Source organism: Streptococcus australis (assembly GCF_003943615.1).
Classification (GTDB): Bacteria; Bacillota; Bacilli; order Lactobacillales; family Streptococcaceae; genus Streptococcus; species Streptococcus australis_C.
This window is the reverse complement of sequence record NZ_RJPZ01000004.1, coordinates 74,736-91,712: the sequence shown is the minus strand read 5'-3', so window position 1 is coordinate 91,712 and position 16,977 is coordinate 74,736. Positions and strand designations below refer to the sequence as shown.

The following is a 16,977-nucleotide window of genomic DNA, read 5'->3' as shown; positions in this document are numbered from 1 at the left end:
AAGAGGTATGTATATGGAATTTATGCTTGATACTTTAAATTTAGATGAGATAAAAAAATGGGCGCGAGTGTTACCCCTTGCTGGGGTAACTTCGAACCCAACAATTGCCAAAAAAGAAGGGGACATTGATTTTTTTGATCGTATCCATAAGGTGCGGGAAATCATCGGAGGATCTCCTTCCATCCATGTTCAAGTTGTCGCAAAAGATTATGAAGGAATTTTAAAAGATGCGGCTAAAATTCGCGAACAATGCGATGAAAATACCTATATTAAAGTCCCAGTTACACCTGAAGGACTTGCTGCAATTAAAGTGTTAAAAGCAGAGGGTTACAAAATTACTGCAACAGCAATCTATACTGTTTTTCAAGGACTGTTAGCGATTGAAGCAGGAGCCGACTATTTAGCACCTTATTACAATCGTATGGAAAACTTAAACATTGATTCAGCTCAGGTTATTTCTCAGTTAGCGAGTGCCATAGAGCGTAATCATTCATCAAGCAAAATTCTAGCAGCTTCCTTTAAAAATGTGGCTCAAGTTAATAGAGCATTTAAAGAAGGAACACAAGCAATTACGGCAGGGGCAGATGTCTTTGAAGCAGCTTTTGGAATGCCTTCTATTGCAAAAGCAGTAGATGACTTCGAGGCAGATTGGTCAGCCGTTCATCAAAAGACTACAATTTGATAAAGGAGGAGTGTATGAGAAATTTTGCAAGTCCATCTCGTTACATACAAGGTGAGAATGCTTTATTTGAAAATGCAAAACCTATTTTAGAGCTGGGGAGTCATCCCGTTTTACTCTGTGATTCAGTGGTCTATGATATTGTAGGAGAACGTTTTGAAAAGTATCTCCTCCGGTATGGCTTTACAGTCTTGCCAGTGTTCTTCAATGGTGAAGCTTCTGATAATGAAATCAATCGTGTGGTCAGTCTGGCAGAAGAAAATGGCTGTGATTTGGTTATTGGACTTGGTGGAGGAAAGACCATCGACAGTGCAAAAGCTATTGCAGATCTTTTACAATCACCAGTTGTCATTGCTCCGACCATTGCCTCGACAGATGCTCCAGTCTCAGCCTTGTCAGTTATCTACACGGATGAAGGAGCCTTTGCTCGCTATATCTTCTATTCTAAAAATCCAGAATTGGTCTTGGTGGATAGTAAAGTGATCTCTCAAGCACCAAAACGTTTGCTGGCTTCTGGTATCGCAGATGGGTTAGCGACTTGGGTCGAAGCGCGTGCGGTCATGCAAGCCAATGGAAAAACCATGTTAGGGCAACACCAAACTCTAGCGGGTGTCGCGATTGCACAACGTTGTGAAGAAATCTTATTTGCTGATGGTCTCCAAGCTATGGCTGCTTGTGAAGCTAAAGTGGTAACTCCTGCTCTTGAAAACATCATTGAAGCCAATACCCTTCTCAGTGGGATTGGGTTTGAAAGTGGTGGGTTGGCTGCTGCTCACGCTATCCATAATGGCTTTACGGCCCTTACTGGGGATATCCACCATTTGACACACGGTGAAAAAGTAGCTTATGGAACCTTGGTTCAATTGTTCTTGGAAAACCGTCCAAAAGAAGAATTGAACAAATACATTCGTTTCTATCAACAAATCGGTATGCCAACGACTCTGAAAGAAATGCATCTTGAAAATGCAAGTTACGAAGATCTTCTCAAGGTTGGCCAACAAGCAACCATTGAGGGAGAAACCATCCATCAAATGCCATTCAAGGTACAAGCTTCTGATATTGCTCAAGCTATTGTAGCAGTAGATGCTTATGTCAAGTCTTTAGGCTAAACAAAGATCGGTTATTTATATAGAACGCAAAACAAGAACTCCCATTGCCAACAGGCATGGGAGTTCTTGTTCTATTTTCTTCTTTTTGGATCGGTTTGTTTAAAGATCAGGTATAAGATTCCGGCTGGCAAGAAGCAGAAGAGCCACATGATATCTAGTCCCTTAGGTTTTCTGCTAGAGTTTGTTGCTTTAGATTCACTCACGGCTATCCCTGCTTTAATGCTTGGAGAAACCTGCTTCAAGCCGTTTTGGACGACTAGGCGGTTGTCTTCTAGTTTAATTGCTGGCTTCGTGCCTTTTTTAACGGTTGCATAGAAGTCTTGCTTCAAGTCTACAGTCTTTCCGTCGATCGTGTGTTGACCTGCAGAGAGCACTTTTTTGTATTGGTAATCCGCAAACATTTTCTCAGCTAAGGTATTCCCGATTTGATTGCGGTAGCTTTCAGCGATCTCGACATCGTAGTTTCCAACGCCTAGGATGACTTCGATGATCCGCTGTTTCCCCCGCTTGGTTGTTGCGGTGTAGTTGTAGTCAGCAGTTGGGCTGGATCCTGTCTTGAGTCCATCTGTTCCCTTGAGTTCAAACTTTCCACCTTCGAGGGAAGTGTTGTAATTGTCATAGCTTTGCTCATACGGAGTGCCTGGCATAATAGTTGTGTGGGCTTGCTTTGTGTATTCCAACATCTCTGGCAGGTCATTCACGATGTGATATGCCAAAATAGACATGTCTCGCGCTGTAATCTCATTATTAGCGTTCAAGTCGTGGTGCTGTGGATTGTAATAGCCCTGTAAGACGGAAATCATCGCCCCGTTCGGGTTATTCCATTTGGTATTTGTCATCCCCATTTCTTGCGCGTACTGATTCATTAGATCCAAAAACTTATCGGGATCGTTGTCTGTGACAAGATTAGCTAGCATGATCACAGCCGCGCTGGAAGAGGGAACAAAGAGCATCTTAATCAATTCAGATACTTTGTAGTCTACGCCAGCTACAATCGGTGAGTTACTTAACAGATTGTTTTCCGAAATGGCTTGGTCTGACGCAGTTGCTGTAACCACGGTATCGTACGTGATCTTCCCTTCTTTGAGGGCTCGAAAAACCACGTAAGCACTCATGAGTTTGGCCATGCTTCCTGAGTCCCGGACCGTGTCGATATTGTCCCCATAGAGGATGGCTCCAGTATTGGCATCGATGACGATGTCAGCCTTGGGCTTGTAAAAATCGTCCAATACCAGTCCAGCATCGGCTGCGATTTTCATGACATCTTCTTGCTGGTAGATGTCGTCCGCAAAGGCAGTAGAGATAGGGCCTAATGTCAAGACTCCTATAAGAAGGGACAAGAGGCCGTGTTTTAGTCGTTTGTGTAAATGTCTCCCATAATTCATAGATTCCATTATATCATACAGACCAGGGATCAAAACGGAAAAAATCTAGAAATAGAAGAAAGTGAAAAAAGAAAAAAGAAAGAAGAAAGAGAATAATTTCGCAGTAAAAGCGTTTACATTTTTCTACAAAGTGCTATAATTTAATATGAAGAATAACATTTTATACAGAGGTGATCCATATGAAAAAAGGGAAGCTACTCTTAGCCACCGGCGCTCTGCTCTTGTCTGTAAGCGCACTGGTAGCCTGCTCACAAGGAGGGAAATCTTCAAGTTCAGACAACCAGGTCTTTAGTTATGTCTATACGCAAGATCCGGATACTTTGGATTATTCACTCTCTAACAAGAAGTCAACCTCAGAATTTACAGGAAATGCTGTGGATGGCTTATTAGAAGTTGATAAATACGGCAACTTAATCCCATCTCTTGCTAAGGATTGGACTGTTTCAAAAGATGGTCTGACTTATACCTATAAACTTCGTAAAGGGGTTAAATGGGTGACCGCTGAAGGGGAAGAATTCGGAGAAGTTAAGGCCCAAGACTTTGTGACGGGGCTTCAGCACGCAGCGGACAAGAAATCTTCGGCCCTCTATCTTGTCCAACAATCTATCAAAGGGTTGGATGATTATGTCTCAGGGAAAACCAAAGACTTCTCAACAGTTGGTATCAAAGCTGTAGATGACTATACGGTTCAATACACCTTGAACCAACCAGAAAGTTTCTGGAATTCAAAAACCACCATGGGCATTTTGATGCCAGTCAATAAAGAATTCTTAGATTCTAAGGGAGATGGCTACGGTCAAGGCACGAACCCTTCTAGTATTCTTTATTGTGGCCCTTATTTGATCAAAGCCATCACATCTAAATCTGTTGTGACGCTTGAAAAGAACCCAACTTATTGGGATGCTGATAATGTAAAAATTTCTAAGGTTAAGCTGACCTATTATGATGGACAGGATTCAGAATCTTTGATCCGTGGATTTGATAACGGAGACTATACCATTGCTCGTGTCTTCCCAAATGGTTCTAACTATAAGAGTGTAGAGAAGAAACACAAAGATGACATCGTCTTCAGTGATCAAGGATCCTCTACTTATAACTTGTCCTTCAATATTGACCGTCAAGCTTATGAGATTACGACTAAAACTACGGATGTCCAAAAGAGCTCAACTAAGAAAGCAATCTTAAATAAAGACTTCCGTCAAGCCATTATGTTTGCGTTTAATCGCCAGTCTTATGTAGCGCAAGCCAATGGGGAAGCATCTGCAGACAAGGTCATCCGCAACACCTTCACTCCTCCAAACTTTGTTCAAATTGATGGCAAAGATTTCGGTGAGTCTGTAGAGAAAAACTTAGAAGAATATGGTGATGAATGGAAAGGTGTTTCTGTCGAAGATGGAAAAGATACCCTTTACAATCCAACCAAGGCCAAGGAAGAGTTTGCTAAGGCTAAAGAAGCTCTTCAGGCCCAAGGAGTAGAGTTCCCGATTCATTTGGACCTCCCTGTTTCATCAACCTATACAGAAGGAGTCAAGCAAGCTCAATCCTTTAAACAGTCGATCGAATCTACCCTAGGAGCAGAAAATGTCATCATCGACTTGAACATGGTATCTGAGGACGATCTTAATCGAGTGACCTACTTTGCTGAAAATGCTTCTCAACAAGACTGGGATTTGAACAACAACTTGGGTTGGGGACCAGACTATACCGATCCATCTTCTTACCTAGATATCACAAACTCTAAGAATGGTGAAAATGCAAATTCTTACTTCGGATTTGATGCTGGTACTAATAACGCAGCTGCTAAAGAAGCTGGTTTTGATGAATACGATCAATTGATTGAAGATGCACATAATGAAACAAAAGATGTCAATGACCGCTATAAAAAATATGCTAAGGCTCAGGCTTGGTTGACAGATAGTGCCCTCTTGATTCCGATTCATTCAGATGGTGCCTCTCCAGGTGTGCGTAAGACAGTTCCGTACACAGCTGCCTTTGCTTGGACAGGACACAAGGGTCAAACCTTCAACTACAAGTACTTGGAATTGCAAGACAAAGTCTTGACAGCCAAAGAGTACGATGAAGCGCGTGAACAATGGAAGAAAGAAAAAGAAGAATCCAATAAGAAAGCTCAAAAAGAACTAGAAAGTCACGTAGAAGACTAGGAATTCAAGAACAATTGCTATTGAACAGGGAAGAGAGTGGGACAGAAATCGGTAATTCGTTAGAATTCGATTTCGTCGTCTCACCTCCGCACAGTTGAGTAGGGCTGTAAAAGTTGATGAAATCAGTGTGGTAGAGCCCACTCAACCACTGCGTCTTGCTCGATAATCCAAAGACAATGGAGAGGCTAGGACTTTTGTCCCAGCCTCTTTTTGATGGATAGAACCTTTAAAAATCCCCTAAAAATGGTATAATAGGAGCATCACGAAAATTGGAGAGACAGCATGAGTTTTTACAATCATAAAGAAATCGAGCCAAAGTGGCAAAAATACTGGGCTGACCATCATACTTTTAAGACAGGAACAGATGCTTCAAAACCTAAGTTTTATGCACTTGACATGTTCCCTTACCCATCTGGAGCGGGTCTTCATGTAGGACACCCAGAAGGCTACACAGCAACTGATATCCTCAGCCGTTTCAAACGCGCCCAAGGTTACAATGTCCTTCACCCAATGGGATGGGATGCTTTTGGTTTGCCTGCAGAGCAATACGCTATGGATACAGGAAATGACCCAGCGGAATTCACAGCGGAAAACATCGCCAACTTCAAACGCCAAATCAATGCGCTTGGATTCTCTTACGACTGGGACCGTGAAGTCAATACTACAGATCCAAACTACTACAAGTGGACGCAATGGATTTTCACTAAGCTTTACGAAAAAGGTTTGGCTTATGAAGCTGAAGTGCCAGTAAACTGGGTTGAAGAATTGGGAACAGCTATCGCCAACGAAGAAGTTCTTCCTGACGGAACCTCTGAGCGTGGTGGTTATCCAGTTGTCCGCAAACCAATGCGCCAATGGATGCTCAAAATCACTGCCTATGCGGAACGCTTGCTGACTGACTTGGATGAGCTTGACTGGCCAGAGTCTATCAAGGATATGCAACGCAACTGGATTGGGAAATCAACTGGTGCCAATGTCACTTTCAAGGTGAAAGGAACAGACAAGGAATTCACCGTCTTTACGACACGTCCGGATACCCTTTTTGGTGCGACTTTCACTGTTTTAGCGCCTGAGCATGAACTAGTAGATGCCATCACAACACCTGAACAAGCTGAGGCTGTAGCTGACTACAAACACCAAGCCAGCCTCAAGTCAGATTTGGCTCGTACAGACCTTGCCAAGGAAAAAACAGGGGTTTGGACTGGTGCTTATGCCATAAACCCTGTCAATGGCAAAGAAATCCCAATCTGGATTGCCGACTATGTTCTTGCTAGCTACGGTACAGGTGCTGTTATGGCCGTACCTGCCCATGATGAGCGTGACTGGGAATTTGCTAAACAATTCGGCCTTCCAATCGTAGAAGTCTTGGAAGGTGGAAACGTAGCAGAAGCTGCTTACACAGAGGATGGCCTTCACGTCAACTCTGACTTTTTGAACGGGCTTAACAAAGAAGATGCGATTGCCAAGATTGTGGCTTGGTTGGAAGAAAAAGGTTTTGGTCAAGAGAAGGTGACTTACCGTCTCCGCGACTGGCTCTTTAGCCGTCAACGTTACTGGGGTGAACCAATCCCAATCATTCATTGGGAAGATGGAACTTCAACAGCTGTTCCAGAAAGTGAACTCCCACTTGTCTTGCCAGTAACCAAGGACATCCGCCCTTCAGGTACTGGTGAAAGCCCATTGGCTAACTTGACAGACTGGCTGGAAGTGACTCGTGAGGATGGTGTCAAAGGTCGTCGTGAGACGAATACGATGCCACAATGGGCCGGTTCAAGCTGGTACTACCTCCGCTATATCGATCCACACAACACTGAGAAATTGGCTGACGAGGATCTCCTCAAACAATGGTTGCCAGTCGATATTTATGTAGGTGGTGCAGAACACGCCGTGCTTCACTTGCTTTACGCTCGTTTCTGGCACAAATTCCTCTATGATATCGGTGTAGTTCCAACGAAAGAACCATTCCAAAAACTCTTTAACCAAGGAATGATCTTGGGGACAAGCTACCGTGACCACCGTGGCGCACTTGTGGCGACTGACAAGGTTGAAAAACGTGATGGTTCCTTCTTCCATGTGGAAACAGGAGAAGAGTTGGAGCAAGCACCAGCCAAGATGTCTAAATCTCTCAAGAACGTGGTTAATCCAGATGATGTGGTGGAACAATATGGTGCGGATACCCTTCGTGTCTATGAAATGTTTATGGGACCACTCGATGCTTCAATCGCTTGGTCTGAAGAAGGCTTGGAAGGAAGTCGTAAGTTCCTCGACCGTGTGTACCGTTTGATCACAAGTAAAGAAATCGTTGCGGAAAACAATGGTGCTCTTGACAAGGTTTACAACGAAACTGTTAAATCTGTCACTGAGCAAATCGAGTCAATGAAATTCAACACAGCCATTGCCCAACTTATGGTCTTTGTCAACGCGGCTAACAAGGAAGACAAACTCTATGAGGATTATGCTAAAGGCTTTATCCAATTAATCGCTCCATTTGCGCCTCACTTGGCAGAAGAACTCTGGCAAACTGTTGCAGCAACTGGTGAGTCCATCTCTTATGTAGCTTGGCCAACATGGGACGAAAGCAAATTGGTTGAAGACGAAATCGAAATCGTTGTTCAAATCAAAGGTAAAGTCCGTGCCAAACTCATGGTCGCTAAAGACCTGTCACGCGAAGAATTGCAAGAAGTGGCTCTCGCTGACGAAAAAGTCAAAGCAGAGATCGATGGCAAGGAAATCGTGAAAGTAATTAGTGTACCGAATAAATTAGTTAACATTGTCGTAAAATAACCAATTTATTTGCTCATTCGCAACCTCAAACAGTTCCCCAAACTGTTTGAGCCAACTAAACTCGTTAATATTGTTGTGAAATAAGAATGAATCCTTCGGAGTTAAACTCTGGAGGATTTTTACATAAAAGAAAGATAAATTCTAGAAAAACTCTCATTATTTGAAAATACATGAAAATAGTTGAAAGTCGTCTTCAGAGTGTGATAAAATAAGGAACTATATTAGCTATGAAGAGATTGGAGAACGTGCGATGAAGAAACCAGTGATTGGGATAACGGGCAATCAACGCCCTTTTCGTGAAGAAGAAGGAATGTACCTCAGCTATACACCGACAGGCTTTGTCCAGGGAGTTCAAGAAGCAGGGGGCATCCCTCTGATCCTTCCAATTGGAGATCCTACAACGGCTGGCCACTATATTTCCTTGATTGACAAGTTGATTCTCACAGGTGGTCAGCATGTCTCTCCTCAGTTTTATGGAGCAGAGAAGGAGATTGTCAGCGATGATTACTTGCTCGAGCGCGACCTTTTCGAGTTGGCTTTGATCAAGGAAGCGGTAGCTGCTAAGAAGCCCATCTTTACAGTTTGTCGAGGCATGCAGCTTTACAATGTCGCCATGGGCGGGACGCTTTACCAAGATATCGACCACCACTGGCAGGAAAATCCTGCTAGCGAAGCCAGTCATTCAATCGAAACCGTCGAGGGGACCGTTTTGCGAGACTTGTTCGGAGAAGTTGGTCAGATCAATTCCTACCACCATCAAGGGATCAAGGATTTAGCCCCTCATCTAGAAGTGATTGCTGTTAGTCCGGATGACCAGATTATCGAAGCGGTTCAATCATCCTACGGGACAGCCTTTCTAGGGGTTCAGTGGCATCCGGAACTGCGTTATCAGATAAGCGAGGGAGACAAGGCTCTCTTTGATTATGTCGTCAATCAATTATAATGGAAACAAAACACGCTAGAAATCGGGTCTTTTGATAGCTAGCGTGTTTTTTCTATAATCTGCGTAAAAATGACTGAAAATAGTCTCTAGGAACCGCGCTGAAAGGGAGTATAATAGAGAGGAAGACAATGAGAGAGGATAAACACATGATTAAGTTTCCAAAAGATTTTTTATGGGGGACATCAACATCTGGCCCACAGACAGAAGGGCGTTTTACCGGAGATGGTAAGGGAGATAACCTCTGGGACTACTGGTATCAAGTAGAGCCTCATCGCTTTCGTTTCCAAGAAGGGCCCGGTTTAACTTCGACCTTTTATGAAAATTGGGAAGAAGACATTGAGCTTCTAGTAGAGACTGGACATACCGCCTTTCGGACTTCTATCCAATGGTCTCGAATTTTCCCTGAGGGTCGTGGAGAAGTCAATCCAGTAGGAGTGGCTTTTTACCGCCAAGTATTTGAACGCATCAAGTCCAAAGGCATTCATTTGATGGTCAATCTTTATCACTTTGATCTTCCTTTTGCCTTGCAAGAACAAGGAGATGGTTGGGAGAACAAGGAAACGGTCTACGCCTATCGCGACTACGCTCGTTTCTGCTTTGAAACCTATGGGGACTTGGTCGATCAGTGGATTACCTTTAATGAGCCTATTGTTCCTGTAGAGTTTGGCTATTTTTATGATGCCCATTACCCACATAAGGTGGACGCCGCTGCAGCAGTCAAAGTCGCCTACCATACCCAGTTGGCAAGTAGCCTTACTGTCAAAGCCTGCCATGAGGTGGATCCAAACTATCGAATCGGAGTAGTGTTGAACTTGACGCCAGCCTATCCGCGGAGCAAACATCCAGCAGATGTCAAGGCAGCACGAATCGCTGAACTCTTCCAAGCCAAGTCTTTTCTCGATCCGTCTGTGCTTGGGACTTACCCACCAGAGTTGGTAGAGATTCTGCGAGAGCGCGATCTCTTGCCAGAGGTGGATCCAAGTGACTTAGAGCTGATAAAAGAACATACAGTTGACTTCTTAGGGGTCAACTATTACCAGCCAATGCGGGTCTCTGCGCCTCGTTATGCGCCAAACCCAGACTCTCCTATGCTGGTCGAGCAGTTCTACGAACCCTATGTCATGCCAGGAAGAAAGATCAACCCACACAGAGGCTGGGAAATCTATGAGCAGGGCTTATATGACATTGCGCAAGATATCAAAGAAAATTATGGCAACATCGAGTGGCTCCTAACAGAGAATGGAATGGGAGTTGAAGGGGAAGAAAAATTCCGTCAAAATGGGGAAATCCAAGATGACTACCGGATTGACTTCGTCAAAGATCACCTGCGTGAGTTGCACCGGGCTATTCAAGAAGGAGCCAACTGTAATGGCTACCTCATGTGGACCTTTATCGACTGCTGGTCTTGGCTCAACGGCTATAAAAATCGCTACGGCCTTGTCGAATTAGACCTAGCCACTCAAGAAAGGCGCCTGAAAAAATCGGGCCATTGGTTCCGTGAGTTGAGCCAGCAGAATGGATTTGAAGAGTAAGTTTTTGAAGATGGTTGAGGATTTTATTGTCCAAGTATGATAGAATTCGTTCATTTCAGTAGTTGACTAACTAGTTTTATTTTCGGAAGTGCAGAACTCCATCAGATGCAGCTGTTTCTGATGGCATTCTTCATTTCCGATTTTTCATTTAGTGCTGGAAAAGGTAAAAAACGTTCAACTTTAATATGTGCTATAATAAAACCAGAAGAAAAGGAGCTTGTATGATGGATTTTAAAACAGAATTAGGGAAAAAAGTACAAACTCTACGTGAAAGTAAGGGATTCAGTAGACAAGCAATCTGTGGTATTGAGGACGTATTAACGACACGCCAACTCCAGCGAATTGAAAAGGGGCAGTCTTTACCAACGATTGCAACAGCAAAGTATATTGCTGAGCAACTAGGTGTTTCCCTAGACAAGCTAACGAATCAAACTAGTTTAGAATTGCCAGCAGAATATCTGAACCTCAAGTATCAATTACGGACTTTGTACCATTATGGAGATCAAGATCGTCTTCATCGGCATGAAGAAATCATTGAGGACATTTATGAAAATTATTTTGATAACTTGCCAGAGGAAGAAAAACTGTCTGTCCAGGTCGCCCAAGCTACGGTTGATATGATTGGATCCAAAAATCCTTCTTTTGATCAAGGGTTATTAGATGAGTATCTGGGTCAAGCTATGAAGAAAAAAGAGTTAAGTCTCAACGATGTGGAAATAATTAAATTGCGCCTGCTTTCTTTGGCTTTGGGAGTCTTTGATCAAGAAGAATTTATACACTTAGTGGAGAAGATTATACTTGCGATAGATTATTTTCCCTTATCAGAGTTGGAAATGCTACAAAATACTCTTATCTCAGCCGCAGGAGTGCTAGCCCATTATGGGATATACGACAGGTTGCCAGACATTGTCAAAGCTTTAAATGATATTATGACAAAGAGAAATGATTTTCAGGATAATATTTTTGTTTATGCTTTAAATTGGAAAGTTGCTTTATTTATAGAGGATGACCTAGAAAAAGCAAAAAATGATTATCAAAAAGTATGCTTGATGGCAGACTTATTATCTGAGAATTTAGTGAAGAGGAACATGCAAGAAGAATGGAAAGAGGACCTTGAGAAAAAGGGTCTAAACTACACTGAGGTATAGAGAAGTATTTATCCTTTCGTCTGTTGTTCTTGAAAAATATAAAATGAACATTGAGAGAGTGGGACAGAAATCGGTAATTCGTTAGAATTCGATTTCGTCGTCCCACCTCCGCACAGTTGAGTAGGGCTGTAAAAGCTGATAAAATCAGCGTAGTAGAGCCCACTCAACCACTGCGTCTTGCTCGATAATCCAAAGACAATTGAGAGGCTAGGACTTTTGTCCCAGCCTCTTTTTGGTGAAATTGATGATTAGACAGGACATAAATGTCCTCACGTTAGAGGACAGAAATTAGGTATACTGAGATTACAAGGAAAGAAAAAAGGATCTTGGTGTCAGAAAATGGAAATTAGATTACACAATGTAAAGAAAAGCTACGGTTCCTTTGAGGCTTTGAAAGGAATTGATTTAGTTCTTGAGGAAGGTAAATTTTATGGACTTCTTGGACCAAATGGTGCAGGGAAAACAACACTCTTTAATTTGTTGATTAAAAATTTCAAGCCATGTTCAGGAGAGATTTTTTGGGAAGTGGATGGAAAATCTTTGCCAACGAAAGATTTTTATCGACATATTGGTATTGTTTTTCAAAGTAATCGTCTAGATGATAATCTGACAGTTGAGGAAAACTTAGTATCTCGTGGAGCTTTGTACGGCTTATCAAAATCACAAGTACAAACGCGTATAAAAGATCTGCAATCATATTTGGACGTGGCAACTCTTAAAAAGCAGAAATATGGAAGTTTGTCAGGGGGACAAAAACGGAAAGTAGATATTGCTAGAGCTTTACTACCACAACCGTCTTTACTGCTGTTAGATGAGCCGACAACTGGTTTAGATCCACAGTCTCGTCATGATTTATGGGAAGCGATCCGTCAGCTGAACAAAAAAGATAATATGACTGTCGTTCTAATTACACACTATTTAGAAGAGATGGCTGCTTGTGATGTTTTAAATGTCTTAATTGAAGGGAACCTGTATTATTCAGGAGATATTTCCAATTTTATTAAACAGCATTCAACCACTAACTTGAATCTCACTTTAAAACCTGGAACATCACTGAAATCATTGTCAGTTTCTAAGTTTGTTAATAAGTGTCAAGTCCTTTCTGAGGCAGAAGTCGTATTTAAGGATGTCTCAGTTGAAGAGATGATGGAGATTATTTCAGAAAATCAAGGAAAATCAATTATTGAAACATTTAATGTGGAGTACTCCAATTTGGAAGCTGCTTATTTGAACTTACTAAAAGCAAAAGGAGGAGAAGGGAATGCTTGAATTAATTTCTAGAAATCGGAAAGTCTATACACGAGATCGATTAGCTTTCTTGATGTCCTTCTTATCGGTCATCATCTTAATCTTGGTTTATCAAGTCTTTCTAGGACAAATTCAGATTGATGCCATCAAGGAGGCTTTGAATAGTGATACCGCCTCTACGGATACCATTCAGATGGTCAATTATTGGTTAATCTCAGGTTTAACAACTATTATTTCAATGACAAGTACTCTTGGTGCATTTGGCGTAATGGTTTCAGATAGAGAAAAGAAGTTGAGTGAGGACTTTAAAGTCAGTCCAGTATCTAACTTTAAGGTTGAATTAGCCTATGCAGTTTTTGCAATTCTATTTGGGATTATTATGACCATGTTCTCTTGTGTTTTTGCAATTGGTATTTTTAATGGTTTTAGTTCTCTTCTTGATTATTCAATGACTGATTACTTATCAATTTTGGGGGTTACCTCATTAGGAACGATCTTATCTGCGGCTATTATTCTTCCAATTTTGACTTTTATCCGAACTAGTTCAGCTTTTACAACTTTGAGTACAATAGTTGGAACCTTTATCGGCTTCATTTCTGGTGTTTATCTTTCAATTGGATCCGTAGGAGAAACCTTGCAACAGGTCATGACCTGGTTCCCTCTAACACAGGTGAATGCACTCTTAAAACAAGTTTTGATGAAAGATTCAATTGCTCAAGTATTTAATGACGCCCCATCTTCGGTCATTACGAACTACAAAGAATCTTATGGGATTATCTTGCAGAATGCGAGTGGTGAACATCTATCGAATCAGTTCATGTTTGCCTATATTTCTATTATTATAGTTGTTTTGCTGGGAGTTCATTTTATAATTAAAAAGGTAAAAAAATGAAGTGAAGCTCATGAAATTATTGGATAGGCATCTAGATTAGTTGAAATCAATTACTATCTTAAATGAAGCCAATCATCCTACCCTATCAACCGACATGTTGGTTGGTTTTTCTTAACCCTTTCTTAACTAGACCAATTTCTAGTATTTTTTAGGTTGACAAACAGGAAAAAGCATTGTATACTGATTCCGCTGATGATTTTTCTATCAAATCAGACTAGACCAATTTTATAAATTGGCTAAGAAAATAAGGGAACTCAAGTATGGATACCTATTTTCTTTCATTTTTATAGAAGGAGAAAGCACAGCTTGTCTGTGTCGTAAAAACTATGTGTGGAATTGTTGGTGTTGTTGGAAATACAAATGCAACGGATATTTTGATTCAAGGACTTGAAAAACTCGAATACCGTGGTTATGATTCGGCTGGAATTTTTGTTCTAGGTGGTGCTGAAAGCCATTTGGTGAAAGCAGTTGGTCGTATTGCAGAATTGTCTGCTAAAACTGCCGGTGTTGAGGGGACAACTGGTATCGGACATACTCGTTGGGCCACTCACGGAAAACCGACAGAAGACAATGCTCACCCACATCGCTCTGAGACAGGACGTTTTGTCTTGGTGCATAATGGGGTGATCGAAAACTATCTTGAAATCAAGGAAGAATACCTTGCAGGTCACCACTTCAAGGGACAAACAGATACAGAAATCGCTGTTCACTTGATTGGGAAATTTGCCGAAGAAGAGGGCTTGTCAGTACTTGATGCCTTCAAAAAAGCTCTTCACATCATCCGCGGTTCTTATGCCTTTGCCTTGATTGACTCTGAAAATCCAGATGTCATCTATGTGGCAAAAAACAAATCACCACTCTTGATTGGTCTTGGAGATGGTTACAATATGGTCTGCTCTGATGCCATGGCTATGATTCGTGAAACCAACCAATACATGGAAATCCATGACCAAGAGTTGGTTATCGTTAAGGCTGATAGTGTTGAAGTGCAAGACTATGATGGCAACAGCCGTGAGCGTGCTAGCTATACTGCTGAACTTGACTTGTCAGATATCGGTAAGGGTACCTACCCTTACTACATGCTCAAGGAAATCGATGAGCAACCAACGGTGATGCGTAAGTTGATCCAAGCCTATACTGATGAGGCTGGTCAAGTAGTGGTAGACCCAGCGATCATCAAGGCTGTTCAAGAGGCAGACCGCATCTACATCCTTGCGGCTGGAACTTCTTACCACGCAGGATTTGCTTCTAAGAAGATGTTGGAAGAATTGACGGATACACCAGTTGAACTCGGAATCTCATCTGAGTGGGGCTATGGTATGCCGCTTCTCAGCAAGAAACCACTTTTCATCTTCATCAGTCAGTCTGGTGAAACAGCTGATAGCCGTCAGGTTTTGGTCAAGGCCAATGAAATGGGTATTCCAAGCTTAACAGTTACAAACGTGCCAGGGTCAACTCTTTCTCGTGAAGCTAACCATACGATGTTGCTTCATGCAGGTCCTGAAATTGCCGTAGCATCAACCAAGGCCTATACAGCACAAATCGCAGCCCTTGCCTTCCTTGCAAAAGCAGTTGGTGAAGCAAATGGCAACGAAAAAGCGCAAGCCTTTGATCTGGTTCATGAGTTGTCTATCGTCGCTCAGTCTATCGAGTCAACTCTTTCAGAAAAAGAATTGATTGAGAGTAAGGTTCGTGAGCTTCTTGAAACAACACGCAACGCCTTTTACATCGGACGTGGTCAAGATTACTATGTAGCCATGGAAGCTAGTCTCAAACTCAAAGAGATTTCTTACATCCAATGTGAAGGCTTTGCGGCAGGAGAACTCAAACACGGAACGATTGCCTTGATTGAAGAGGGAACACCTGTTTTGGCCCTCTTGTCAGACCCTGTCCTAGCTAACCACACTCGTGGAAATATCCAAGAAGTGGCAGCGCGTGGCGCTAAGGTTCTTACCATCGCAGAAGAAAATGTTGCTAAAGATACAGACGACATCGTCCTTACAACGGTCCACCCTTACCTCTCACCAATCTCAATGGTGGTACCAACCCAATTGATCGCTTACTTTGCAACCCTTCACCGTGGACTCGACGTGGATAAACCACGGAACCTTGCTAAGTCCGTAACAGTAGAATAAAAATGAAAAGAAGATAGGATCAAGTCCTAGCTTCTTTTTCTTTTATCAGAGGCTGGGTTAAAAAACAGTGAGTTAGAAAACCCATGAAAGCAGGAGCTCCATGGGCTATTTGTTTGATGGCGGTAAGACATACTCTTGGATAGCTTGCGCTACACCGTGTTCTTGGTTGCTGGTAGTGACAACTTGAGCTTCCTTTTGGACGGCTTCAGGAGCATTTCCCATGGCAACTCCAAGTCCAGCCAGACGAATCATAGGGAGGTCATTGAAGTGATCTCCGATGGTCATGACCTGTTCCAAAGGGACCTGGTAATAAGCAGCCAGTTCAAGGACAGCATCTCTTTTTGAGACGGACTTGGCGGTGACTTCTAGGTAGTTTTCTTTTGAAAGGTAAAAGGCAGTCTGCGGAAATTCTTGTGGATCCAGCTTCTGATAGAGTTCTTGAATGTTCTGAGTCTCGCCGATCAAGAGTAATTTATGTAGATGGAGAGCGTCGTCAGAGAGAGTCTGAGAAAGTGGCTGCATCTGTGGCGTCTCACCAGTAATCGAAGCCTCAACTTGGGTCCACTGGTCCTCTCTGGAGTTGAACCAGACTGCCCCGCTATAACAATTAATTGAAATGCTGGGATCTAGTTCGTCTACATGATGGAGGAAGGTGCGGATCTCATCTTTGTCCAGGCTGTGTTCAAATAAAATCTCTTCTCCCTTGACGATGAGAGCCCCATTGTAGCAAGCGATAGGTTCCTGATGGACGCCCAAGCTTCTTGCGATAGGAGCAATCCCGATAGGCGAACGAGCCGATGCCAAGATAAAAGGAATCTTTTTTTCTTGGAGCTGGGGGATGAGTTTGATGAGGTCGGGATCGACCTGATGCTGCTGGTCCAGAATGGTTCCGTCAATATCACTGACAATTAAACGAATGGAAGACATAGGCACCTCCTTTTTCTTTAGTATACCATATTT

12 protein-coding genes are annotated in these 16,977 nt (G+C 42.4%); 10 read left to right on the top strand and 2 right to left on the bottom strand.

Going from position 1 to position 16,977, the window contains the following annotated elements:
- Positions 1-13 precede the first annotated feature (13 nt).
- Together D8785_RS05760 and D8785_RS05755 are read left to right on the top strand one after the other, a co-directional pair.
- A complete protein-coding gene (locus D8785_RS05760) occupies positions 14-682 on the top strand; it encodes a fructose-6-phosphate aldolase (protein ID WP_023027620.1) in 669 nt (222 codons plus the stop codon).
- A gap of 14 nt (positions 683-696) precedes the next feature.
- A complete protein-coding gene (locus D8785_RS05755; RefSeq protein WP_125374784.1) occupies positions 697-1,788 on the top strand; it encodes a glycerol dehydrogenase in 1,092 nt (363 codons plus the stop codon).
- A 71-nt stretch (positions 1,789-1,859) separates the two neighbouring features.
- On the opposite strand, the gene D8785_RS05750 is transcribed toward D8785_RS05755, so the two are convergent.
- Entirely contained in the window at positions 1,860-3,182 is a 1,323-nt protein-coding gene (locus D8785_RS05750) for a DUF1958 domain-containing protein (protein ID WP_125374783.1), read from the bottom strand.
- A gap of 170 nt (positions 3,183-3,352) precedes the next feature.
- Here D8785_RS05750 and D8785_RS05745 point away from each other — a divergent pair, with 170 nt between their 5' ends.
- From D8785_RS05745 to glmS, 8 genes are all read left to right on the top strand, one after another.
- Positions 3,353-5,335 (top strand): peptide ABC transporter substrate-binding protein, encoded by a 1,983-nt coding sequence (locus D8785_RS05745; protein ID WP_125374782.1) that lies wholly within the window; start codon positions 3,353-3,355, stop codon positions 5,333-5,335.
- A gap of 282 nt (positions 5,336-5,617) precedes the next feature.
- A complete protein-coding gene (gene leuS / locus D8785_RS05740; RefSeq protein WP_125374781.1) occupies positions 5,618-8,119 on the top strand; it encodes a leucine--tRNA ligase in 2,502 nt (833 codons plus the stop codon).
- 250 nt (positions 8,120-8,369) lie between these two features.
- A complete protein-coding gene (locus tag D8785_RS05735; protein WP_125374780.1) occupies positions 8,370-9,062 on the top strand; it encodes a gamma-glutamyl-gamma-aminobutyrate hydrolase family protein in 693 nt (230 codons plus the stop codon).
- Between the two features lie 146 nt (positions 9,063-9,208).
- Positions 9,209-10,594 (top strand): glycoside hydrolase family 1 protein, encoded by a 1,386-nt coding sequence (locus D8785_RS05730; protein ID WP_185759626.1) that lies wholly within the window; start codon positions 9,209-9,211, stop codon positions 10,592-10,594.
- A gap of 221 nt (positions 10,595-10,815) precedes the next feature.
- Positions 10,816-11,742 (top strand): helix-turn-helix domain-containing protein, encoded by a 927-nt coding sequence (locus tag D8785_RS05725; RefSeq protein WP_125374778.1) that lies wholly within the window; start codon positions 10,816-10,818, stop codon positions 11,740-11,742.
- A 339-nt stretch (positions 11,743-12,081) separates the two neighbouring features.
- The gene (locus D8785_RS05720) at positions 12,082-13,011 is read left to right on the top strand and encodes an ABC transporter ATP-binding protein (RefSeq protein WP_125374777.1); all 930 of its coding nucleotides are present in this window, start codon (positions 12,082-12,084) and stop codon (positions 13,009-13,011) included.
- Entirely contained in the window at positions 13,004-13,882 is an 879-nt protein-coding gene (locus D8785_RS05715) for an ABC transporter permease (protein ID WP_125374776.1), read from the top strand. The genes D8785_RS05720 and D8785_RS05715 overlap by 8 nt, the downstream gene beginning before the upstream one ends.
- Before the next feature lie 326 nt (positions 13,883-14,208).
- Positions 14,209-16,017 carry a glutamine--fructose-6-phosphate transaminase (isomerizing) gene (gene glmS, locus D8785_RS05710; protein WP_125374775.1) on the top strand — a complete coding sequence of 603 codons (1,809 nt, stop codon included), beginning with the start codon at positions 14,209-14,211 and terminating at the stop codon, positions 16,015-16,017.
- A 105-nt stretch (positions 16,018-16,122) separates the two neighbouring features.
- Here glmS and D8785_RS05705 read toward each other — a convergent pair whose 3' ends face one another.
- Positions 16,123-16,944: a Cof-type HAD-IIB family hydrolase gene (locus D8785_RS05705; RefSeq protein ID WP_125374774.1), complete on the bottom strand. Its 822-nt coding sequence runs from the start codon at positions 16,942-16,944 to the stop codon at positions 16,123-16,125.
- Positions 16,945-16,977: the final 33 nt, after the last annotated feature.

What these genes read in the sequence shown, in the direction of transcription:
- D8785_RS05745 (WP_125374782.1), top strand. Translation starts at nt 3,353, where the DNA reads ATGAAAAAAGGGAAGCTACTCTTAGCCACCGGCGCTCTGCTCTTGTCT.
- D8785_RS05705 (WP_125374774.1), bottom strand. Translation starts at nt 16,944, where the DNA reads ATGTCTTCCATTCGTTTAATTGTCAGTGATATTGACGGAACCATTCTG.
- D8785_RS05760 (WP_023027620.1), top strand. Translation starts at nt 14, where the DNA reads ATGGAATTTATGCTTGATACTTTAAATTTAGATGAGATAAAAAAATGG.
- D8785_RS05750 (WP_125374783.1), bottom strand. Translation starts at nt 3,182, where the DNA reads ATGGAATCTATGAATTATGGGAGACATTTACACAAACGACTAAAACAC.
- D8785_RS05725 (WP_125374778.1), top strand. Translation starts at nt 10,816, where the DNA reads ATGATGGATTTTAAAACAGAATTAGGGAAAAAAGTACAAACTCTACGT.
- glmS (WP_125374775.1), top strand. Translation starts at nt 14,209, where the DNA reads ATGTGTGGAATTGTTGGTGTTGTTGGAAATACAAATGCAACGGATATT.
- D8785_RS05720 (WP_125374777.1), top strand. Translation starts at nt 12,082, where the DNA reads ATGGAAATTAGATTACACAATGTAAAGAAAAGCTACGGTTCCTTTGAG.
- leuS (WP_125374781.1), top strand. Translation starts at nt 5,618, where the DNA reads ATGAGTTTTTACAATCATAAAGAAATCGAGCCAAAGTGGCAAAAATAC.
- D8785_RS05735 (WP_125374780.1), top strand. Translation starts at nt 8,370, where the DNA reads ATGAAGAAACCAGTGATTGGGATAACGGGCAATCAACGCCCTTTTCGT.
- D8785_RS05715 (WP_125374776.1), top strand. Translation starts at nt 13,004, where the DNA reads ATGCTTGAATTAATTTCTAGAAATCGGAAAGTCTATACACGAGATCGA.
- D8785_RS05755 (WP_125374784.1), top strand. Translation starts at nt 697, where the DNA reads ATGAGAAATTTTGCAAGTCCATCTCGTTACATACAAGGTGAGAATGCT.
- D8785_RS05730 (WP_185759626.1), top strand. Translation starts at nt 9,209, where the DNA reads ATGATTAAGTTTCCAAAAGATTTTTTATGGGGGACATCAACATCTGGC.